The organism is Frigoribacterium sp. CFBP 8754, assembly GCF_014841815.1.
Classification (GTDB): Bacteria; Actinomycetota; Actinomycetes; order Actinomycetales; family Microbacteriaceae; genus Frigoribacterium; species Frigoribacterium endophyticum.
Map to the genome: position 1 here is coordinate 171,132 of NZ_JACYUO010000004.1, position 19,857 is coordinate 190,988.

General features: G+C 73.8%; 23 protein-coding genes. 14 read left to right on the forward strand and 9 right to left on the reverse strand.

Going from position 1 to position 19,857, the window contains the following annotated elements:
• The first annotated feature begins 9 nt into the window (after nt 1–9).
• The gene (locus IFT72_RS12620; RefSeq protein ID WP_192046650.1) at nt 10–264 is read left to right on the forward strand and encodes a DUF4287 domain-containing protein; all 255 of its coding nucleotides are present in this window, start codon (nt 10–12) and stop codon (nt 262–264) included.
• Nucleotides 265–425: 161 nt separating this feature from the next.
• Here the strand turns inward: IFT72_RS12620 and IFT72_RS12625 are convergent, their stop codons facing one another.
• The gene (locus tag IFT72_RS12625) at nt 426–1,646 is read right to left on the reverse strand and encodes an MFS transporter (RefSeq protein WP_255465212.1); all 1,221 of its coding nucleotides are present in this window, start codon (nt 1,644–1,646) and stop codon (nt 426–428) included.
• Between the two features lie 278 nt (nt 1,647–1,924).
• Between IFT72_RS12625 and IFT72_RS12630 the strand changes: the two genes are divergently transcribed.
• Nucleotides 1,925–2,389 (forward strand): VOC family protein, encoded by a 465-nt coding sequence (locus IFT72_RS12630; protein WP_192046651.1) that lies wholly within the window; start codon nt 1,925–1,927, stop codon nt 2,387–2,389.
• A gap of 239 nt (nt 2,390–2,628) precedes the next feature.
• Here the strand turns inward: IFT72_RS12630 and IFT72_RS12635 are convergent, their stop codons facing one another.
• Entirely contained in the window at nt 2,629–2,988 is a 360-nt protein-coding gene (locus IFT72_RS12635; RefSeq protein ID WP_192046652.1) for an ATP-dependent DNA ligase, read from the reverse strand.
• Nucleotides 2,989–3,273: 285 nt separating this feature from the next.
• On the opposite strand from IFT72_RS12635, the gene IFT72_RS12640 reads away from it, so the two are divergent.
• From IFT72_RS12640 to kdpC, 5 genes are all read left to right on the forward strand, one after another.
• Nucleotides 3,274–3,435: a hypothetical protein gene (locus IFT72_RS12640; protein ID WP_156369874.1), complete on the forward strand. Its 162-nt coding sequence runs from the start codon at nt 3,274–3,276 to the stop codon at nt 3,433–3,435.
• Entirely contained in the window at nt 3,432–3,521 is a 90-nt protein-coding gene (locus tag IFT72_RS16715) for a potassium-transporting ATPase subunit F (protein WP_156369875.1), read from the forward strand. Before IFT72_RS12640 ends, IFT72_RS16715 begins: the two co-directional genes overlap by 4 nt.
• A complete protein-coding gene (kdpA, locus tag IFT72_RS12650) occupies nt 3,521–5,194 on the forward strand; it encodes a potassium-transporting ATPase subunit KdpA (protein ID WP_192046653.1) in 1,674 nt (557 codons plus the stop codon). Before IFT72_RS16715 ends, kdpA begins: the two co-directional genes overlap by 1 nt.
• Nucleotides 5,195–5,197: 3 nt before the next feature.
• The gene (gene kdpB, locus IFT72_RS12655) at nt 5,198–7,414 is read left to right on the forward strand and encodes a potassium-transporting ATPase subunit KdpB (protein WP_192046654.1); all 2,217 of its coding nucleotides are present in this window, start codon (nt 5,198–5,200) and stop codon (nt 7,412–7,414) included.
• A 73-nt stretch (nt 7,415–7,487) separates the two neighbouring features.
• A complete protein-coding gene (kdpC, locus tag IFT72_RS12660; RefSeq protein WP_192046655.1) occupies nt 7,488–8,093 on the forward strand; it encodes a potassium-transporting ATPase subunit KdpC in 606 nt (201 codons plus the stop codon).
• 123 nt (nt 8,094–8,216) lie between these two features.
• Here kdpC and IFT72_RS12665 read toward each other — a convergent pair whose 3' ends face one another.
• Nucleotides 8,217–8,909 (reverse strand): YceI family protein, encoded by a 693-nt coding sequence (locus tag IFT72_RS12665; RefSeq protein WP_192046656.1) that lies wholly within the window; start codon nt 8,907–8,909, stop codon nt 8,217–8,219.
• A 198-nt stretch (nt 8,910–9,107) separates the two neighbouring features.
• Here IFT72_RS12665 and IFT72_RS12670 point away from each other — a divergent pair, with 198 nt between their 5' ends.
• Both IFT72_RS12670 and IFT72_RS12675 read left to right on the forward strand, forming a co-directional pair.
• Nucleotides 9,108–9,617, forward strand: coding sequence for a sigma-70 family RNA polymerase sigma factor (locus tag IFT72_RS12670; RefSeq protein ID WP_056052262.1), 510 nt, complete (start codon nt 9,108–9,110; stop codon nt 9,615–9,617).
• Nucleotides 9,614–10,492: an anti-sigma factor gene (locus tag IFT72_RS12675; RefSeq protein WP_192046657.1), complete on the forward strand. Its 879-nt coding sequence runs from the start codon at nt 9,614–9,616 to the stop codon at nt 10,490–10,492. Before IFT72_RS12670 ends, IFT72_RS12675 begins: the two co-directional genes overlap by 4 nt.
• A 155-nt stretch (nt 10,493–10,647) precedes the next feature.
• On the opposite strand, the gene IFT72_RS12680 is transcribed toward IFT72_RS12675, so the two are convergent.
• On the reverse strand, nt 10,648–11,103 hold the full coding sequence (locus IFT72_RS12680; protein ID WP_056052267.1) for an Hsp20/alpha crystallin family protein: 456 nt from the start codon (nt 11,101–11,103) through the stop codon (nt 10,648–10,650).
• A gap of 298 nt (nt 11,104–11,401) precedes the next feature.
• Between IFT72_RS12680 and ppk2 the strand changes: the two genes are divergently transcribed.
• Nucleotides 11,402–12,313: a polyphosphate kinase 2 gene (gene ppk2, locus IFT72_RS12685; protein ID WP_192046658.1), complete on the forward strand. Its 912-nt coding sequence runs from the start codon at nt 11,402–11,404 to the stop codon at nt 12,311–12,313.
• A gap of 92 nt (nt 12,314–12,405) precedes the next feature.
• Here ppk2 and IFT72_RS12690 read toward each other — a convergent pair whose 3' ends face one another.
• Together IFT72_RS12690 and IFT72_RS12695 are read right to left on the reverse strand one after the other, a co-directional pair.
• Nucleotides 12,406–12,945 carry a hypothetical protein gene (locus IFT72_RS12690; RefSeq protein ID WP_192046659.1) on the reverse strand — a complete coding sequence of 180 codons (540 nt, stop codon included), beginning with the start codon at nt 12,943–12,945 and terminating at the stop codon, nt 12,406–12,408.
• A gap of 110 nt (nt 12,946–13,055) precedes the next feature.
• A complete protein-coding gene (locus IFT72_RS12695; RefSeq protein WP_192046660.1) occupies nt 13,056–13,631 on the reverse strand; it encodes a CGNR zinc finger domain-containing protein in 576 nt (191 codons plus the stop codon).
• A 72-nt stretch (nt 13,632–13,703) separates the two neighbouring features.
• Between IFT72_RS12695 and IFT72_RS12700 the strand changes: the two genes are divergently transcribed.
• Both IFT72_RS12700 and IFT72_RS12705 read left to right on the forward strand, forming a co-directional pair.
• Nucleotides 13,704–14,687 (forward strand): EamA family transporter, encoded by a 984-nt coding sequence (locus IFT72_RS12700; RefSeq protein ID WP_192046661.1) that lies wholly within the window; start codon nt 13,704–13,706, stop codon nt 14,685–14,687.
• Nucleotides 14,688–14,801: 114 nt separating this feature from the next.
• Nucleotides 14,802–15,257, forward strand: coding sequence for an SRPBCC family protein (locus IFT72_RS12705; RefSeq protein WP_185231368.1), 456 nt, complete (start codon nt 14,802–14,804; stop codon nt 15,255–15,257).
• A 111-nt stretch (nt 15,258–15,368) separates the two neighbouring features.
• Here IFT72_RS12705 and IFT72_RS12710 read toward each other — a convergent pair whose 3' ends face one another.
• Together IFT72_RS12710 and IFT72_RS12715 are read right to left on the reverse strand one after the other, a co-directional pair.
• Nucleotides 15,369–15,548 (reverse strand): hypothetical protein, encoded by a 180-nt coding sequence (locus IFT72_RS12710; protein ID WP_056052278.1) that lies wholly within the window; start codon nt 15,546–15,548, stop codon nt 15,369–15,371.
• 246 nt (nt 15,549–15,794) lie between these two features.
• The gene (locus IFT72_RS12715; RefSeq protein ID WP_192046662.1) at nt 15,795–16,505 is read right to left on the reverse strand and encodes an SDR family oxidoreductase; all 711 of its coding nucleotides are present in this window, start codon (nt 16,503–16,505) and stop codon (nt 15,795–15,797) included.
• 154 nt (nt 16,506–16,659) lie between these two features.
• On the opposite strand from IFT72_RS12715, the gene IFT72_RS12720 reads away from it, so the two are divergent.
• Together IFT72_RS12720 and phoA are read left to right on the forward strand one after the other, a co-directional pair.
• Nucleotides 16,660–17,265: a TetR/AcrR family transcriptional regulator gene (locus IFT72_RS12720; RefSeq protein ID WP_192046663.1), complete on the forward strand. Its 606-nt coding sequence runs from the start codon at nt 16,660–16,662 to the stop codon at nt 17,263–17,265.
• Between the two features lie 190 nt (nt 17,266–17,455).
• Entirely contained in the window at nt 17,456–19,378 is a 1,923-nt protein-coding gene (gene phoA / locus IFT72_RS12725) for an alkaline phosphatase (RefSeq protein WP_192046664.1), read from the forward strand.
• Nucleotides 19,379–19,466: 88 nt separating this feature from the next.
• On the opposite strand, the gene IFT72_RS12730 is transcribed toward phoA, so the two are convergent.
• Entirely contained in the window at nt 19,467–19,853 is a 387-nt protein-coding gene (locus IFT72_RS12730) for an MmcQ/YjbR family DNA-binding protein (RefSeq protein ID WP_056052287.1), read from the reverse strand.
• Between the last annotated feature and the right edge of the window lie 4 nt (nt 19,854–19,857).

A 19,857-nucleotide genomic window follows, 5' to 3' on the forward strand; every position in this document is an offset into this window, starting at 1 on the left:
CCTGGGCCCGTGAGCAGAGACCGAGTCCTCGCCCCCGCGCCGCCCGCCGACGGGTCGAGGCCGAAGGGGCCGGCGTCGTACTTCCCGAGCATCGAGGCCACCTACGGCCGGCCGGTGCAGGAGTGGCTCGACCTCGCCGCCGACCGGCTCGACGTCGACCCGCACATGCAGGTCGTCGCCTGGCTGAAGGCCGAGCACGGCCTGGGCCACGGCCACGCGAACGCCGTCGTCGCGTACGTGAAGGCGGCCCGCGCCGCGCAGTAGCCGCCCCCGCCCCGTCGCCCCGCCCCGGACGGGTGCCGCACCCCGTTCCGTTCACCGCACCCCGATGCAGCGGGGTGCGGTGAACGGAACGGGGTGCGATGAGCCTTGGTGCGCGGGGTGAGGGGCGCGACCCCGAGGGGTGCGGCGGGCGCGCGCCGCGCTCAGCCGGCGTCGACGAGGCCGCGGCGGCGGTGCACGGCCCAGACGGTGCCGGCGACACCGATCAGCACGGCAGAGAGCACCATCAGCGCGGGCCAGCCGCCCACCGGCCAGACGGTGCCCGCCAGCGCCGAGCCGATGGAGCCCCCGACGAAGTTGCCGACGACGAACGCGGTGTTGAGCCGGCTGCGCGCCGCGGGGTCGAGCGACAGCAGCCGGGTCTGCAGCAGCACCTGCGACGACTGGATGCCGACCGACAGCAGCGCGACGGCGATCAGCACCACGACGAGCGAGTCGCCGCCGAGGCCGGCGACGACGAGGGAGACGAGCGTCACCGCGAGCCCGACCCCGATCGCGGGCAGCGAGAGGCCGCGGTCGAACAGACGGCCCGCGCGCTGGGCCCCGACGGCGCCGGCGACGCCGACGATGCTGACGAGCCCGATCTGCGCCGGCGACCAGCCGTACGGCTCGGCCGAGAGCAGGAAGGTGAGGCCTGTCCAGAACATCGTGAAGACGGCCATGACGGAGGCGCCGATCACCAGCGAGACCCGCACCTGCCGTCGACGCGCCACGGTGGTCAGCACCGACCAGAGCAGCTGCCGGTACGGGGCGGCCGCGCGGCGGGGCAGCGACGGCACCGACCGCGCCATGAGGGCGGCGAGCACGACCAGCAGCACCGCCGCGACGACGTAGACGGCCCGCCAGCCGAGGGCGTCCGCGACGAGGCCGCTGATCGCCCGCGACACGAGGATGCCGAGGATCAGCCCGCTGGCTACCGTGCCGACCACCCGCCCCCGGTCGGCGTCGGTGGCGAGGTCGCCCGCCAGCGGCGTCAGCATCTGCCCGGCCACCGTCGTGAGGCCCACCAGCGTCAGCGCCACGAGCAGCAGCGGGAAGCTCGGGGCCGCGGCGCTCGCCGCGAGCGCCAGGGCGGAGAGCAGCATGATGAGCGGCACGGCCCGCCGTCGGTCGACCCGGTCGCCGAGCGGCACGATGAAGAAGACCCCGAGGGCGTAGCCGACCTGGGTCACGGTGATCAGCAGCCCGGTGGAGGCGGGGGAGGCGTCGAGGTCGCCCCCGATGATGCCGAGCAGGGGCTGCGCCCAGTACAGGTTGCCGACCGCGGCGCCGCCCGCGACCGCGAAGAGCAGGGTGCGGCCCCGGGTCATCGTCGCCGTCGAGGGCGAGCCGGGCGAGGTGGGGGCAGGAGCGTCGTTCGTCACGCGGTCGACGCTACGCACTCCCGGGCAGCGGAGGGAGGCCCGGGCGGTGACCCCTCCAGGTGAGCGGCGTACGGTCGACGCCAGCAGGTGCGCCCCGCCTGCCGGGGCCGGTTCGCCGGCTCCTGGTCCCGACTCGTTTCCCGGAGCCGGGGCCGCCCCTCGTCCTCCCGCCGACGCGCCCTTCCCTCCGGGCCCGGCCGGTGCCACGATGTGCACGAGCGCCGACCGGCGCCGCCCGGCGACCCGCCGGGGCCGACCTCGACGACGAGGAGTCGACCATGTCCGTGCAGCTCACCCCCTACCTCGCCTTCCGCTCGGAGGCGCGTGAGGCGCTCGACTTCTGGGCCTCCGTGCTCGGCGGCACGCCGACGACCACCCGCTTCGGCGACTTCGGTATGGGCACGCCGGCCGAGGCCGACAAGGTCATGCACGGCCAGCTCGAGACCGACGCCGGGCTCGTGCTGATGGCGGCCGACCGTCCCGACGAGATCCCGCTCGAGTCGGAGAACGCGATCTCGTTGTCGCTCAGCGGCGGGGCCGACGACGAGGAGGCGCTGACGCGCTGGTTCGACGGCCTCGCCGAGGGCGGGCACGTGCACGTGCCGCTCGCGAGGGCGCCGTGGGGCGACTCGTTCGGGATGGTCGACGACCGCTTCGGCATCCACTGGATGGTGAACATCGCGGGCGCGGGCGCGGGCGCGGGCGCGGGCACTGCCGCTGATGCCGACGCCGAGCACGCCTGAGCAGGACGCGCTGAACGGGCCCCCGGCGGCCTACTCCTCCGTGATCGCGACGAGGCTGATCGGCACGCCCGGCGAGACCAGCAGGTCGGCCCGCTGGTAGCGCCCCTCGCCGATGTCGACCTCGAGTCAGAACGCCTCGCCCCCGGCGACGGCGGCGAGCACGCGCTCGCGCACCGCGTCGAGCTGGTCGCCGGGCAGCGTGTAGAGCACCCCGTCGTAGTGGACGTCGACGCGCTTGGTCACGAGGCGGCCCCGTTCGTGACGGGGGCGGCCCCCGGGGCCGAGCTCGCGCCTCCGGCCGGCCCGGCGGGCTCGTCGACGACCTGCAGGCCGATGTTGGTGTTGGCCGTCATCTCGAGCGCCCGGACCCACTCGGGGTTGATGCGCGGCAGACGGCTGCCGTAGTACTTGTAGACGAGCGGGATGGGCGGGTGCAGCCAGATGGCGGTGCGCCCGTCGCCGACGGCCTTGTCGTCCTTCCACGAGAAGTAGAACGACTCCCCGCGGCGCAGCTTCATGCCGATCACGATCTGCAGGTGCGCGAGGGTCCGGTCGTCGAAGTCGACGCTGAGCGCCTTGTCGTACGCGAACTTGCCCATGTCTGCCCCTCTGGCTGGCGGGGTGGGGGACGCCCGGCCGGTCGTCCCTCCATGAGCCCTGGCCCCCGGAGGGAACGGAGCCCTGGCCCCCGGAGGGAACGAGGCTGCTCCCGAACCTATCGGCCCTGCTCCGATGCCTGTCCAGGGCTTGCGCCGACCCCTGCTCGGGGGGGTATCGGGCCTCGGCCCCGCACCGTCCGGGCGGCCCCCGCGTCAGCGCCGCGTGAGGATCGGGCCGTGCGGCGTGAGGAAGCCGTGAGGAGCCCCGGTCGGCCCCGCGGCCCGGTGTCTACTGACTCGCTGTGCCCGCCACGGGCACCGGGCCCGAGCGGGCCCGCCCCGTCAGCCTCCCTGGGAGTCGTCGTGCTCGACATCGTCTACCTGTTCGCCGTCATCGCGGTCTTCGCCGTGATCGCCGTCATCGCGAAGGGGGTCGAGAAGCTGTGATCGTGTTCGAGATCGGCGCCGCCGTGCTCGCCGTCGCCGCCCTGGTCTACCTCGTCTGGGCCCTCGTGCAGCCGGAGCGCTTCTGATGGACGCCCTCCTCGGCGTCCTCCAGGTCGCCACCGTCGCCGCGGTGCTCGTCGTGGCCTACCGCCCCCTCGGCGACCACATGGCCCGCCTCTACTCGAGCACCCGCCACCTCCGCGCCGAGCGCGTCGTGTACCGGCTGATCGGGGTCGACGGCTCGGCCGAGCAGAGCTGGCCCGCCTACCTCCGCGGCGTGCTGAGCTTCTCCATCGCCGGCGTGCTCGCGCTCTACGCGATCCAGCGCCTGCAGGCCGTGCTGCCCCAGTCGCTCGGCTTCCCCGCCGTGCCCGAGGGCCTCGCCTTCAACACCGCCGCCTCGTTCGTCACGAACACGAACTGGCAGTCGTACTCGCCCGACCTCACGCTCGGCTACGCCGTGCAGCTCGGCGGCCTCGTCGTGCAGAACTTCGTCTCCGCCGCGGTCGGCATGGCCGTGGCCGTCGCGCTGATCCGCGGCTTCGCCCGCGTGCGCACCGGCACCCTCGGCAACTTCTGGGTCGACCTGACCCGCGGCGTCGTGCGCCTGCTGCTGCCCCTCGCGCTGCTGAGCGCCGTCGCGCTGATGATCGGCGGCGTCGTGCAGGACTTCACCGGGTTCACCGACGTCACCACGCTGACCGGCGGCACGGCCACGATCCCCGGCGGGCCGGTCGCCTCGCAGGAGGCGATCAAGATGCTGGGCACGAACGGCGGCGGGTTCTTCAACGCGAACTCCGCCCACCCGTTCGAGAACCCCACGCCGTGGACGAACGCGCTCCAGGTCGTGCTCATGCTCGTCATCCCGTTCTCGCTGCCGCGCACCTTCGGGACCATGGTCGGCTCGCCCCGTGAGGGCCGCGCGATCGCCCTGGTCATGGCGCTGTTCTTCGTCGTCTCGCTCACGGCGCTCACGATCTTCGAGCTCCGCGGCGCCGGCACGGCGCCCGAGCTGGCCGGCGGAGCGATGGAGGGCAAGGAGGCGCGGTTCGGCATCATCGGATCGGCCCTGTTCGGCACGACCTCCACCCTGACCTCGACCGGCGCCGTCGACTCGATGCACGACTCGTACACGGCGCTCGGCGGCATGATGCCGCTGCTGAACATGATGCTCGGCGAGATCGCCCCCGGCGGCGTCGGATCGGGCCTCTACGGCATGCTCGTGCTCGCCGTCATCACGGTGTTCATCGCCGGGCTGCTGGTCGGCCGCACGCCGGAGTACCTCGGCAAGAAGCTCGGCCCGCGCGAGATCACGCTGGCCAGCCTGTACATCCTCGTCACGCCGACCCTGGTGCTCACCGGCACGGCGCTGAGCTTCGCGATCCCCGCCGTCCGGGCCGACGTCGAGGCGACGTCGATCTGGAACCCCGGGGTGCACGGCTTCACGGAGGTGCTCTACGCCTTCACCTCGGCGTCGAACAACAACGGCTCGGCCTTCGCCGGACTCACCGCGAACACGCCCTGGTTCAACACCGCGCTCGGGGTCGCCATGCTGCTCGGCCGGTTCGTACCGATCGTGCTGGTGCTCGCGCTCGCCGGGTCGCTCGCCGCCCAGGACAGGATCCCCGCCACCGCGGGCACCCTGCCCACCCACCGGCCGCTCTTCGTCGGCCTCCTCGCCGGTGTCTCCGTCGTCGTGACGGCGCTCACCTACTTCCCCGTCATCGCACTCGGGCCTCTCGCCGAAGGGCTGAACTAGACCATGCCGACACCATCCGACACCTCCACCGGGGCCTCGACCCGCGACTCCCGCACGACCGGCTCCGCCGGGGCCACCGGCGACCCGACCGGCGAGGCCGGCACCGGCGCCCCCGCCGCGGGCCGCCCCGCGGCCTTCGGCCCGGCGCAGCTCGCCGCGGCCCCGCCCGGCGCCCTGCGCAAGCTCGGCCCGCGCCGCATGTGGCACGACCCGGTGATGTTCATCGTCGAGGTGGGCGCCGCCTACACGACGCTGCTCGCCGTCGCCCAGCTCTTCGGCGTGGGCGACGCCACCTCCGGCGGCTCGCCGGTGCCCGGCTCGTTCACGGTCGCCATCGCCGTCTGGCTGTGGCTCACGGTCGTGTTCGCGAACCTCGCCGAGTCGGTCGCCGAGGGTCGCGGCAAGGCGCAGGCCGAGACGCTGCGCGCCACCCGGACGAGCACGACGGCACGACGCGTCGCCTCGTACGACGCCGACGGCGACGCCTCGGCCGAGCACGCCGCCGTCGACGACGTCTCGTCGGCCGACCTCGGGCTCGGCGACGTGGTCGTGGTGACGGCCGGCGAGCTCGTGCCGGGCGACGGCGACGTCGTCTGGGGCATCGCCTCGGTCGACGAGTCGGCCATCACGGGCGAGTCGGCCCCGGTGATCCGCGAGTCGGGCGGCGACCGCAGCGCCGTGACCGGAGGCACCCGCGTGCTCTCCGACCGCGTGGTCGTGCGCATCACGAGCAAGCCGGGCGAGACCTTCGTCGACCGCATGATCGCGCTCGTCGAGGGCGCGAAGCGCCAGCGGACGCCGAACGAGATCGCCCTGAACATCCTGCTCGCGAGCCTCTCGATCGTCTTCGTGGTCGTCGTGCTGACGCTGAACCCGATCGCGGGCTACAGCGACGCGTCGGTGAGCGTGCCGGTGCTGATCGCGCTGCTCGTCTGCCTCATCCCGACGACGATCGGCGCGCTGCTCAGCGCGATCGGCATCGCCGGCATGGACCGCCTGGTGCAGCGCAACGTGCTGGCCATGTCGGGCCGCGCCGTCGAGGCGGCCGGCGACGTCACCACCCTGCTGCTCGACAAGACCGGCACCATCACCTACGGGAACCGCCGGGCGGTCGAGTTCACGCCGCTCGACGGCGTCGCCGAGGCCGAGCTGGTGGAGGCGGCCGCCACGTCGTCGCTCAGCGACCCCACGCCCGAGGGCCGGTCGATCGTCGACCTCGCCCTCACCACCGGCTGGCACGAGGCGGGCGTCGACCGCTCGACGATCGTGCCGTTCACCGCGCAGACCCGCATGAGCGGGCTCGACCTGCCCGACGGCACCGAGATCCGCAAGGGCGCCGCCGGCTCGGTCATCGCGTGGGTCGAGGAGGGCGGCCGGCTGGCCAGCAGCGAGCACGACGAGCTGACCGGCCGCGTCGAGGCCGTCTCGACGGCGGGCGGCACCCCGCTCGTGGTCGCGGTCAAGGACGCCGGAGGCGCGGCGCGCGTCCTCGGCGTCGTCCACCTGAAGGACGTGGTGAAGGAGGGCCTCCGCGAGCGCTTCGCCGAGCTGCGCGCCATGGGCATCCGCACCGTCATGGTCACGGGCGACAACCCGCTCACCGCGGCGGCGATCGCCCGCGAGGCCGGGGTCGACGACCACCTCGCCGAGGCCACCCCGGAGGACAAGCTCGCGCTGATCCGCCGCGAGCAGCAGGGCGGCGCGCTCGTCGCGATGACGGGCGACGGCACGAACGACGCCCCGGCGCTCGCCCAGGCCGACGTCGGCGTCGCGATGAACACCGGCACGTCGGCCGCGAAGGAGGCCGGCAACATGATCGACCTCGACAGTGACCCGACGAAGCTGATCGACGTCGTGCGCATCGGCAAGCAGCTGCTCATCACCCGGGGCGCGCTGACGACGTTCTCGATCGCCAACGACGTGGCGAAGTACTTCGCGATCATCCCCGCGATGTTCGCCGGCGTCTTCCCGGGGCTGGGGCTGCTCAACGTCATGCAGCTCAGCTCGCCGTCGTCGGCCATCCTCTCGGCGATCGTCTTCAACGCCCTCGTCATCGTCGCGCTCATCCCGCTCGCCCTCCGCGGCGTCCGGTACCGGGCCGCGTCGGCGTCGTCGATCCTCGGCCGCAACCTGCTCGTCTACGGGCTCGGCGGCGTCGTGGCGCCGTTCGTCGGCATCAAGCTGATCGACCTCGTCGTCAGCCTGCTGCCCGGGTTCTGAGCCCGCGCCTCCCGCAGCACCACCTCTCGCAGCACCCACCTCGCAGCACCAGAGACAGACAGAAGGACTCACCATGAACGCACGCAACACGCTGCGTCAGTACGGCACCGCCCTGCGGGCCGTCGTCGTCGCCACCCTCGTGCTCGGCGTCGCCTACACGCTCGTCGTGACGGCGGTCGGGCAGCTGGCGGTCGGGCACCGGGCGAACGGCTCCGAGGTCGAGGTCGACGGGCAGGTCGTCGGCTCGTCGCTGATCGGCCAGTCGTTCACCGACGACGACGGGGCCGCCCTGCCCGAGTGGTTCCAGTCGCGGCCCTCCGCCGCCGGCGACGGCTACGACGCCTCCGCGTCGAGCGGCAGCAACTGGGGGCCGGAGAACCCTGACCTGATCGCGGCGATCGAGGAGCGCCGGGCGGCCGTGGCCGAGAGCGACGGGGTCGACCCGGCGAGCGTCCCGGTCGACGCGCTCACCGCCTCCGCGTCCGGCCTCGACCCGCACGTCAGCCCGGAGTACGCGCGCGAGCAGGTCGAGCGCGTCGCCGCCGCCCGCGAGCTGCCCGTGGCCGAGGTGCGCGAGCTCGTCGAGCAGCACGTGCAGGGGCGCGACCTCGGCTACCTCGGCGAGCCGACGGTGAACGTGCTCGAGCTGAACGTGGCCCTGGCCGAGCTCGGGCGCTGACGAGGGGCGGTGCCGGGGGGCGCTGACGAGGGGCCGCACGAGGGCCCGGGCACGTCATCGTGCCCGGGCCCTCGTGCCGCCGCGAGGCGCCGCCGCGGGGCCGGTCGCCGCGGGGGCGGGAGCCTAGGAGGCGGGGGTCGCCGCGACGAGGAACTCCACCGTGCCGCTGTCCTCCACGCTGACGAAGCCGAGGTCGGGGGCCTGCACCCCGTAGTCGGAGAAGGTGACCGGGATCGACCCGCTGATCTGCACCCCGTCGCCCGAGAGCGCGGCCTGCAGCGGGACGGTGACCTGCTGCGTGACGCCGTGCATCGTCAGCTCGCCCGTGGCCTCGGTCGTCGCCACCTCGCCGTCGGCGGGCACCGCGGCGTCGATCGGCTGCGTCAGGGTGAAGGTCGCGGTCGGGAACTCGTCGGTCTGGAGGGCCGTGCCGCGGAAGTACTCGTCGCGGTTGCCGCTGTCGGTCGCGATGCTCGCGACGTCGACGTCGATCGTGGCGGCCGAGACCGACGAGCCGTCGACGGTGATGGTGCCGGTGACCTGGTCGGTCGTGCCGACCACGGTGACGTCGGTGCCGTTGAGCACCTCGTCGACGCGGTAGCCGGCGGTGCTGCCGTCGCCGACCTGCCAGTCGCCGGTCAGCTGGCTGGCGTCGAGGGTGCTGCCGCCGGCGGTCGGCGCGACGGTCGGGGCGGCCTCGGGGGCGCCGACGACGACGTCGCGGTAGAAGGCGGGGCCGGCGAACGCGGCGGTGGCTCCGAGGCCCACGACGACGGCGGCACTGACTCCGATGATGATGCCGGTCTTCTTCTTCACGGTGTTCTCCTGCTGGTCGAGGGCGGCGACGACGGAGGTGCCGTCACTGGGAACGACGGGCGGCGGCTGCTCGGGGTTCAGCCTCCCAGCGCACTGTCAGGTCCGCCGCGACCGCGGAGCGGGCAGCCCGGGGTGCGAAGATGCCGCGACGGTGAACCATCCGGCCCCCCGTCTCGTCGTACAGGTGAGGAGGTGGCGATGGACGTCGACGGAGCAGCCCGGCTGCGCGCCCTGCACGACGCGCACGGCGACGTGCTCGTGCGCTACGTGCACCGCCTCACCGGCGACCACGGCCTCGCCGAGGACGTCGCGCAGGAGGCGCTGCTGCGCGCCTGGCGCAGCGCCGCCATCCTCGCGGAGGACGACGAGCCCGCCCGCCGCTGGCTCTTCACCGTCGCCCGCAACCTCGTGATCGACGACCGCCGCAGCGCGCGCCGCGCCCACGAGTTCCCCACCGACGACCTGCCCGAGGGCGCTCCCGTGACCGACGCCTCCGACGCCGTCCTCGACCGCCTCCTCGTCGCGGACGCCCTGGGCTCGCTCTCGGGCGAGCACCGCCGCGTCGTGGTGAGCTGCTACTGGCTGGGTCGCACCGTCGCCGAGACCGCAGAGATCGAGGGGGTGCCGGCCGGGACGGTGAAGTCGCGGCTGCACTACGCCGCGAAGGCCCTGCGGCTCGCCCTGCAAGAACGAGGAGTCACCCGATGACCGACCGCGACGGCCGCCCCGACGCCCGCCGAGAGCCCGAGCTCCGGCGCGAGCACGACGCGGTCCACGAATGGGACGCCGCCTACGTGCTCGGCGGCCTGAGCACCGACGAGCGCGCTCGCTTCGAGCGGCACCTCTGCGGTTGTGAGGCGTGCACCGCCTCCGTCGCCGACCTCGCCGGGCTCCCCGCCGTGCTCCGCCTGCTGCCCGTCGACGACGCCGTGGCGATCGCCGAGGAGGCGCGGGTCGCCTCCCCGGCGCCCGCCCCCGTCGAGACGAGGGTCGGTGCCGCCGAGCCCGAGCCCGACCCCGAGGAGTCGCGGGCCGGCACGCCAGCCCCCGTCGCCGACCCGTCGCGCGGCTCCCGCACGCCGGCCCGACGTCGACCGGGGCGTCCTGCGCCGCGCCCCCGCGCCTCCGGCCGGCCCTCCTCCCCGCGTCGGCGCGCCCTGGTCGGCGCGGCCGCGGTGCTCGCCGTCGTGCTGCTCGCCGGCGGCGGCTACGCGCTGGGCTCGTCGTCGGGGCGGGTCGCGGAGCCCACGGCCTCGGTCACCACGCCGACGCCCGCCGTCCCCGTCGCGATGACGTCGCTGGTGGGGGGCGCGGTGACCGCCGACCTCTCCGTCACCGCGACTCCCTGGGGCACGCGCTTCGACTGGGAGTGCGCCTACGCCGCCGACCTCGAGGGCACCGGCGTGTACGACCTCGTCGTCGAGGAGGTCGACGGCACCCGCACCGTCGTCGCCACCTGGGACAGCGCGCCCGGCGGCGCGGCCGGCCTCGCAGCTTCGTCGAAGCTGCCGCTCGACCGCCTGCGCAGCGTCGAGATCACGGCCGCCGACTCGACCACCGTCCTCACCCGCACCACCCTCTGAGCCGCAGCGCCCTCTGCCCCCTCCTCCCGGGACGACGNCACGGTGCTCGCCGAGCGGCTCGGCGAGCGCCCGCGACAGGAACGTGCGGCGTTCGAGCATGGTGCACCTCCTCCGAGGTCGACGGGCGGGCAGGGGCGGCAGGTGCGGGTCGACGGCTACGCCGTCGCCGCCTCCGGCGAGGCCGACAGCTGCTGCGCCCCACCGTCGCCCGATCGGGCGCTGCCGACCTCGATCCGCCGCGGCTTCGCCCGCTGGCTGACCGGGATCACCACCGACAGCACGCCGTTGTCGTAGTTCGCCGTGATGCCCTCGGTGTCGACGCCGTCGCCCAGGCTGAACTGGCGCCGGTACGAGCCGTGCGGGCGCTCCTGTGCCAGCCAGGTCGCCCCGGCGTGGTCGCCGGCCGTGCGCCGGGCCGTGATCGTCAGCAGCTGGCCGTCGACGTCGACGTCGACGGACCCCGGGTCGATGCCGGGCAGGTCGGCGGCGAGCACGTACTGGTCGCCCTCGCGGTACAGGTCGACGGGCATGGCCTTCGGGCCCTGGCGCTGTGACAGCAGGGTGCCGGCGAGACGGTCGAGCTCGGTGAAGGGGTCGAAGGACAGGGCCATGGGTGCTTCCTCTCTCAGTCGTGGTCGAGACCTTGAGTCACCTCGACTCAAGGTCGATGACACGATGATAAGGACGCCGACGAGCTCGTGCCTCAACGGATGCTCCGAGCGCGCTCAGACCTCGCTGGGAACAGCTACGCGGCGACGAACCACGTCCTCGCCCGCGAACCAGGCCGCGGCGTGGTTCCGGTGCGAGTTCGTGGTGTGTCGTGGGTGGTGCGCGAGACCCCGTGACCACGAGGAGGCGCCGAGCGCCACCCCCGGTCGGCCCCGCTCCCCGCTCGGTACCGTCGAGGGCATGACCCTCGACCCCACCACAGGACAGTCGCTCCGCGAGTACATCGAGCAGCTCCGGCACGAGGGCTACCGCGTGTCGGGCGGCCACACCGTCGAGCCCGAGCTGATCGACCCGGCGGGCAACCCGGTCTACACCTGGCGCGAGGACTACCCGTACGACGAGCGCCTCGACCGGAGCGAGTACGAGCTGGAGAAGTACCGGCTGCAGGTCGAGCTGCTCAAGTGCCAGAACTGGCTGGGGGAGACGGGCCGCAAGGCCGTCGTGCTCTTCGAGGGGCGCGACGCCGCCGGCAAGGGCGGCACGATCAAGCGCTTCACCGAGCACCTCAACCCCCGCACGGCGAGGGTCGTCGCGCTCAGCACGCCGAGCGAGCGGGAGAAGGGCCAGTGGTACTTCCAGCGCTACGTGGCCGCCCTGCCGACCTCCGGCGAGCTCGTCCTCTTCGACCGCAGCTGGTACAACCGGGCCGGCGTCGAGCGGGTGATGGGCTTCTGCACCGACGACGAGTACGAGACGTTCATGCAGCAGGCCCCCGTCTTCGAGAAGATGCTGGTCGACGCGGGCGTGCACGTCACGAAGTTCTGGTTCTCGATGTCGCAGAAGGAGCAGCGCACGCGCTTCGCGATGCGGCAGCTCGACCCCGTGCGTCGCTGGAAGCTCTCGCCGATGGACCTCGAGTCGCTGGGCCGCTGGGACGACTACACCGCCGCGAAGGACGAGATGTTCCGCCGCACCGACAAGAAGCACGCGCCGTGGACGATCGTGCGGTCGAACGACAAGAAGCGGGCACGGCTGAACGCGATGCGGTTCTTCCTCGGCCAGTTCGACTACGACGGGCGCGACGACGCCGTCGTCGGACAGCCCGACCCGCTGATCGTGATGCGGGGCAAGCGGTCCGGCGACGGCGACTGACGGGCGGGCGGAGGAGCCGGGGAGGCGCCCCCGCCCGTCCCGGGACCCGTCCGGCCGGGCGGTCCGGTCCGGCGGTCCGGCGGTCTGGTGACCTAGCGGCGCCAGCCGAGCAGCCCGGCGAGCGGGCGCTGCTGCTCCCCCTGCTGGGCGCCCATGACGAGCACGACGCCGGTCAGCACCGGGATGACGAACTGCAGCGCCTTCTGCTTCTTCTGCGCCGCGGCGAGGGTCTCGGAGGCGGTGGCGTCGGGCTCGGTGACGCCCTCGGCGCCCTGCTCCGCGTTCTTCGCCATGATGCCGCCCTCGATGCCCGACCACACGGTCGCGCCGACGGCGGCGAGGGTGACGACCGGCTTCACGACCGTGTTGCGGCGCGACGACGGCTGGCCGCCGAGGCGGCTCTCGTTGCCGACGATCAGGCCGACCCCGCCGATGCCGTGGGCGATGATCGCGGCCCACTGCACGGGCGCCCACTTGGCCCAGCCGATCGACGAGAGGCGGAGGCGCTCGACGGGGTCCTTCGCCTCCGCCGTGCCGCCGTTGAGGCCGACGGCGCCCATGAGCGTGCCGCCGAACCAGGCGGCGGCGCCGAGGTCGTGCAGGCTGCGGACGAAGGTGTTGCGCTGAGACATGAGTTCTCCCCGAGGTCGATGGTGTGCGGTCCGGCGGACGGTAGGCCGCCTCCGCGGAGCCCGGAGGGCCTTGACGAACGGGCTCGGATGCGCTCCGCGCGGGCGACGGCTCAGCGGTGGACGGGCCGGTCGGCCTCCTCGGCGGCCCGACGCTCGCGGAACGCGACCATGTTCATCCGGTTGCCGCAGCGCACGCTGCAGAACCGCTTCGAGCCGTTGCGCGAGAGGTCGACCAACAGCCCGTCGCAGTCGTCGGCCGCGCAGGGGCGCAGCCGCGCCGTCTCGTCCGACCGGACCACGTCGACGAGGGCGAGCACCGCCTCCACCAGGATCCTGTCGGCGAGCGGCGCGCTCTGCGGGGTGGCGTGCAGGTGCCAGTCGAGGTCGTCGTGGCGGACGAGCCGGGGAACCGCGTGCAGGCGCTCGAGCAGCTCGTTGACCGGGCCGACCATCTCGTCTCGCGGCAGGAGCCAGAGCTCACGGAGGCGCGTGCGGGCCCGCCGCACCGCCTCGAGCTCGGCCTCGTCGCGGTCGCGCCGCCCCGAGAAGCCGAAGGTCGTCATGAGCGCGTCCAGCTGGGCGGGCGTCGCGAGCTCGTCGCCGCCGGAGCGCGACGCCCCGGCCGTCGTGTTGACCAGGGCCGCGTTGAAGTCGAGGACGTCTTCCGTGTCAGGGGCGAAAAGCAATTTGACTCCTTGTCGGCTCCCGCTCTAGCGTCAGGATCAACAGGCCGAACGGCCCTGACTGGAGGGTACCCCGTGTCTCGTCGCCATCTCTCGACCGGCCTGCTCGTCGCGGTCGTGGCCGCCGCCTCCTTCGGGGTCTCCGGGCCCTTCGTGAAGCCGCTGCTCGAGAGCGGCTGGAGCCCCGTCGCCGCGGTCGCCCTGCGTGCCCTCGTCGGCGGCGTCGTGCTGGCGCCGATCGCTCTCGTCGCCCTGCGGGGCCGCCTCGCCCCGGTCTGGCGCGCACGACGACGGGTGCTCGGCATGGCCGTGATCGGGGTCGCCGGCACGCAGGTGTTCTACTTCGCCGCCATCCAGCACATCCCCGTCGGCACGGCGATCCTGCTCGAGTACATGGCGCCCCTGCTGCTCGTCGTCATCGCGTGGGTCGCCACCCGGCGACGGCCCGCCGCCGTCGTGCTCGTCGGGTCGGCCGTCGCGGCGGCCGGCCTGCTGCTCGTCGTCTCGCCCGGCGGCGGGGGAGCGCTCGACCCCGTCGGCATCGCCCTCGGCGTCGCGGCGATGGTCTGCTGCGCCGGGTACTTCGTCATCGCGGCCCTGCCCTCCGACGGCCTGCCGCCCGTGGCGCTGGCCGCCTCGGGGCTGCTCGTCGGCTCGGCGCTGCTCGGCCTGCTGGGGCTCACCGGCCTCGTGCCCTTCACCGCCACGGCGGACGACGTCGTCGTGCTCGGCAGCACGGTGCCCTGGTGGGTGCCGATGCTCGTCGTCGGCCTCGTCGCTACCAGCCTCGCCTACGCCACGAGCATCACGGCCAGCTCGATGCTGGGGTCGCGCCTCGCCTCGTTCGTCGGCCTGCTCGAGGTGGCGGCGGCGGCGATCTGGGCGTGGGTGCTGCTCGACGAGCAGCTCACTGCGCTGCAGCTCGTCGGCGGGGCGCTGATCGTGGCGGGCATCGTCGCCGTGCGGGCCGACACGAGCACCGAGCGCGACGACTCGGCGGGCGTGCTCGTCGCGGCCGGTGTAGAGGAGCCCGAGCGGTCGGCGCCGTCCCCCACCTGACCGTCCGTCGTGCATCTGGCCCTCGCCGGGCGGACCTCCCTAGCGTCGAGGGAGAAGTCGGGGAGGCGCAGCAGCGCCGAGCCGACGACCACCCCATCGATCAAGGAGCACACCATGGCACAGGCCATCGAGACCGTCGACGTCAGCGTCCCCGTCTCCGTCGCGTACGACCAGTGGACCCAGTTCGAGGAGTTCCCCAAGTTCCTCGACGAGGTCGAGTCCATCACGCAGACGACCCCCACCCTCACGGTGTGGAAGGTCAAGGTCGGCCCCGTCGAGAAGACGTTCGAGGCGGAGATCACCGAGCAGCACCCCGACGAGCGCGTCGCCTGGAACAGCACGGGCGGCGAGGTCGACCACGCCGGCGTCGTGACCTTCCACAAGCTCAGCGACTCCGAGACCCGCATCACGGTGCAGATCGACTGGACGCCCGAGGGCTTCCTGGAGAAGGTCGGCTCGTCGCTCGGCCAGGACAACCGCGCGATCAAGAAGGACCTCCAGAACTTCAAGGAGTACATCGAGTCGCAGGGCCAGGCCGACGGCGCCTGGCGCGGTGACGTCCAGGCCTGACCAGGCCGGGCTCACCCCCGCTCTCCCCGAGACGCCTCGCGGCGGACGACCACGGTCGCCCGCAGCGGGGCGTCTCGTCGTCGTGGGGGCGGCGGGGCGGGCCGCCGGGCGTCAGCCGATCGGGGCGGCGGCCGGGGGCGCGAGGCGCAGGCGCTCCTCGCGGGCGGTGTCCCAGACGGCGGGGGCGACGTCGTCGTCGCGGTACGACGGGCGGCGCGGGGCGTGGGCCGGGGCGGTCGCGGCGTCGGGGGCGGCGAGCTCGGGCGTCTGCGGGGCGACAGGCGTGGTCATGCGGTTCTCCTGGGTGTCACGGCGGGGTGCGTCAGACGATGGTGCGTCACGGAGCCCTCCACGTGCTGCCCCCAGTAGGAGGCGGGAGGCGCGTCCGGCCCCGCCCCCGGGCGTCCGTCGTCGACGAGCGATCGTACCCCGTTCCCAGCGTGCTCGGAGACACGGCCGCGCCTCCCTCGGGTCGTCGGCCCGCGCCTCCCGGGCCGGCGCCGGACGTCGCGCGGGCCGGCCCGGAGGCGCCGTCGCTCAGCCACGGGCGAGCTGCGGGTAGAGCACCTCCAGCGGCGCCGACAGCGCGGCCTTCACCTGGCGCGAGGTCTCGTCGGCGAGCACCTCGTGCTCACCGGCCTCGAGGGCGTCGAGCACGTCGGCCACGAGCACGGCGGGGTCGGTCTTCGCGTCGTCGACGCCGGCGGCCATCGCCGTGTCGACGTAGCCGACGTGCACGCCCACGACCTGCACGCCCGCGGGCTGCAGCTCGAGGCGGAGCGAGTTCGTCGCCGACCAGAGCGCGGCCTTCGTCGCCGAGTAGATGCCGGCGACCGCGAACCAGGAGAGGGCGGAGTGGATGTCGATGATCGCCGTGCCGCCGCCGTGGGCGCGGAGCAGGGGCGCGTAGGCGCGGGCCAGGAAGAGGGGGCCGAAGAAGTTCGTCTCGACGTTCTCGCGGATCTCGGCGTCGGTGTTCGCGAGGATGCCCGGCTCGGGGGCGTTCGCCCCGGCGTTGTTGACGAGCACCGTGACGTCGGGGGCCGCCTCGACGACGGCGGCGATCGACGCGGCGTCGGTGACGTCGAGGGTGAGCGGCACGACGCGCTCGTCGCTCCAGCTGCGCGGGGTGCGGGCCGTGGCGTAGACCTTCGCGGCGCCCCGGGCGAGGGCGGCCTCGACGAAGCGGGTGCCGATGCCGCCGTTGGCGCCGGTGACGAGGACGACGGAGTCGCGGATGGTGGTCATGGGGTTCCTTCCAGGGGGGCGGGGCGGTGCGGTCGCGTCGCCCCGGGCGGGTCGTCGTCGCTCGTGAGTGGGATGATGCGGTGCGCGTACCCGATCGCCAGCGACTGACCCTCGTCACAACTGAGCAGAGTCAGTTCTCATTCCAGGAGTTCCCATGTCGTCGACATCCGCCCCGCTCGGCCGTCGAGAGCGCAACAAGCAGGAGAAGCTCGAGCGCATCACCCGGGCCGCGTCCGACCTGTTCTCGCGGCACGGCGTCGACGAGGTCACCACGCAGCAGGTCGCCGAGGCCGCCGACGTCGGCGCGGGCACGCTCTTCCTCTACGCGCGCTCGAAGGGCGAGCTGCTGCTGCTGGCGCAGAACGCGGCCTACGAGCGCGCGCTCGAGCGGGGCCTCGCCGCGGCGGCCGGCGAGGCGGCGCTCGTCGACGCGGTGGTCGCCCTCGTCACGCCGATCGTCGAGTGCAACCGCAGCCACGTCGAGAACGGCCGCACGTACCTGCGCGAGATGGTCTTCGGCGACGCCGCCGAGCCGCACCACGCGGCGGCGCTCGCGATCGTGGCCAGGACGGAGGAGGCGCTGGCCGACATCGTCGCCGACCGTGCCGGTCGGAGCCCCGAGGAGGCCGCCGTGCTCGCCCGCGTCGTCTCGGCCGTGCTGATGGTCGCGATGGCCTCCGCGGTCGACGAGTCGCTCGAGGTGCCCGACATCGTGGCGGCGCTGAGGGCCCAGCTGGAGGTCGTGCTCCGGGGCGAGTGACGGGCGGGGCGCGGGGACGCGGGGGCGTCCGTGTCGGTGCACAGCGTGCAACTCGTCGGGCTGGCGTCACTCGGGCGACTCCGCGGCGACACCGGCCGTTCACCCTGCCCGACTGCACTGTGACGGTCCCCCGATCAGGGGGGTGACGACCTCCCTCCGCACCACCGATCACCTGGAGCTGGACCACACGATGTCATCCACCACCCGCCGCACCCGCGCGGCCCTCGCCACGGGAGCGATGGCGCTCGCCACCTCCGTGGCCCTCCTCCCCGGAGCCGCCTTCGCGGCGACCCCCGCCGACGTCGCCGAGAACGGCGGCGCCGCCCGCAGCTCCGACGACAGCACGCAGGCCCTGCTCGACTCCGTGCAGGCCGGCCCCGCGAAGAACGTCATCCTGCTCATCGGCGACGGCATGGGCGACTCCGAGATCACCTCGGCCCGCAACTACCAGTACGGCGCCGGCGGCGAGCTGCCCGGCATCGACGCGCTGCCCCTCACCGGCCAGTACACGACCTACTCGTTGACGAAGGCGGGCAAGCCCGACTACGTGCCCGACTCCGCCGCCACCGGCTCGGCCTGGGCCACCGGCACCAAGACGTACGACAACGCCGTCTCGGTCGACATCGCGGGCACCCCGCAGGACACCCTGGTCGAGATCGCCAAGGCCAACGGCAAGAAGACCGGCAACGTGTCGACCGCCGAGATCCAGGACGCGACGCCGGCCGTGCAGGCCGCCCACGTCGCCGCCCGCAGCTGCTACGGCCCCGACTCGGTGACCCAGTGCGGCGCCGACGCCCTCGACCAGGGCGGGCTCGGCTCGATCAGCGAGCAGATCATCGGCACGCGCGCCGACCTCACCCTCGGCGGCGGCTCGGCGTCGTTCCGCCAGACCGCCCGTGCGGGCCAGTACCAGGGCGAGTCGCTCTTCGACCAGGCCGCCGACCGCGGCTACCAGGTCGTCGGCGACGCCGCCGGCCTCGGCGCCCTGACGGCGGCCGACCAGGCCTCGCCGGTGCTCGGCACCTTCACCGACGGCAACTTCCCGACCCGCTTCGCGCCCAGCACGGCGACGGTCGGCGGCGCCGACCTCGCGCCCCAGGCGTGCACGCCGAACCCCGCCCGTCTGTCGACGGACCTCTCGCTCCGCTCGCTGACCGAGAAGTCGATCGACCTGCTCGACGGCGACCAGGGCTTCTTCCTCCAGGTCGAGGGCGCCTCCATCGACAAGCGCGACCACAGCGCCGACGCCTGCGGCCAGATCGGCGAGGTCCTCGACCTCGACGAGGCCGTGCAGGCCGCGCTCGAGTTCGCGAAGGCCGACGGGAACACGATGGTCATCGTCACCGCCGACCACGCGCACACCAGCCAGATCGTCGACAGCACGCCCCCCGCGACCCTCAGCACCGCGCTCCTCACCACCGAGGGCAGCACGATGAAGATCGCCTACGGCACCGCCGCGGCCGGCGGCTCGCAGCAGCACACGGGCACGCAGCTCCGCGTCGCGGGCTACGGCCCCGGCGCCGCGAACGTCGTCGGCCTGATCGACCAGACCGACAACTTCTTCACCATCGTGACCGCGCTCGAGCTCGACCGTGACCTCGACGGCCTGAGCGCCGACGGCACCGTCTCGGCCCCGGCCGAGGTCGCCCCCGGCACCGACTTCACCGTCACCGCCTCGGGCGTCGAGGGCGACCGTCAGGTCTCCGGCGTCTATACCCCGGCGTCGGGCGACCCCGTCGACCTCGGCTACGTCGACGTCGTCGACGGCGTCGCGACCTTCACCGTCACGGCCCCGACCGCCCTCGGCGCTGGCTCGGTGACGCTGATCGGCGTGCAGTCGGGCGTCGAGCTCCGTGCTGACGTGCTGGTCGCGGCGGGTGCGCCCACCCCGGCCCCCACGGCCTCGCCGACCCCCGCCGCCGTCCCCGGCGGCTCGGGCACGGGCGCCGGCGGCGCCGGCACGACGGCCTCGGGCTCCGGCCCACTGGCCTTCACCGGCTCCGACATGGTCCCCGCGCTGCTCCTCGCGCTGATGCTCGCGGGCACCGGTGCGGTGCTGGTCGCGCGTCGTCGCCGCCGCTCCGTGCTCGACCACTCCGGCGCCCAGCTGTAGCGGACGGGCCGGGCGACCGGCCGACCACAGGAGGCGCGGTGCCCGACGGCACCGCGCCTCCCGTCGTCCTGCCCCGGGGCTCGCCGCCTCAGCCGACGCCGCCCGCGAAGGTGGCGGGGTCGACGGGGCGCCGGGCGCGGGGGAGCCCCTCGACGACGAGGAGGTACGACTCGGTGACGAGGTCGTCGAGCAGGTCGGCCTGCACGTCGTCGCCGGGCCGGACGGTGATCCAGTGCCGCTTGTTCATGTGCCAGCCGGGCGACACGTCATCGTGCTGCGCACAGAGCGCGGTGGCGTCGTCGGGCGCGGCCTTGACCGTCACGACGGGCTGGCCGGCGACCTCGGCCATGAGCAGGAAGACCTTGCCGCGCACCTTCCAGACCTCCCAGTCGGGGCCGAAGGGGTGCTCGAGCCCGGCGCCCGGCAGCTCTTCTGCGCGGGCGGCGGCGCGCTCCTGCAGCGAGTCGGCGTGCATGTCT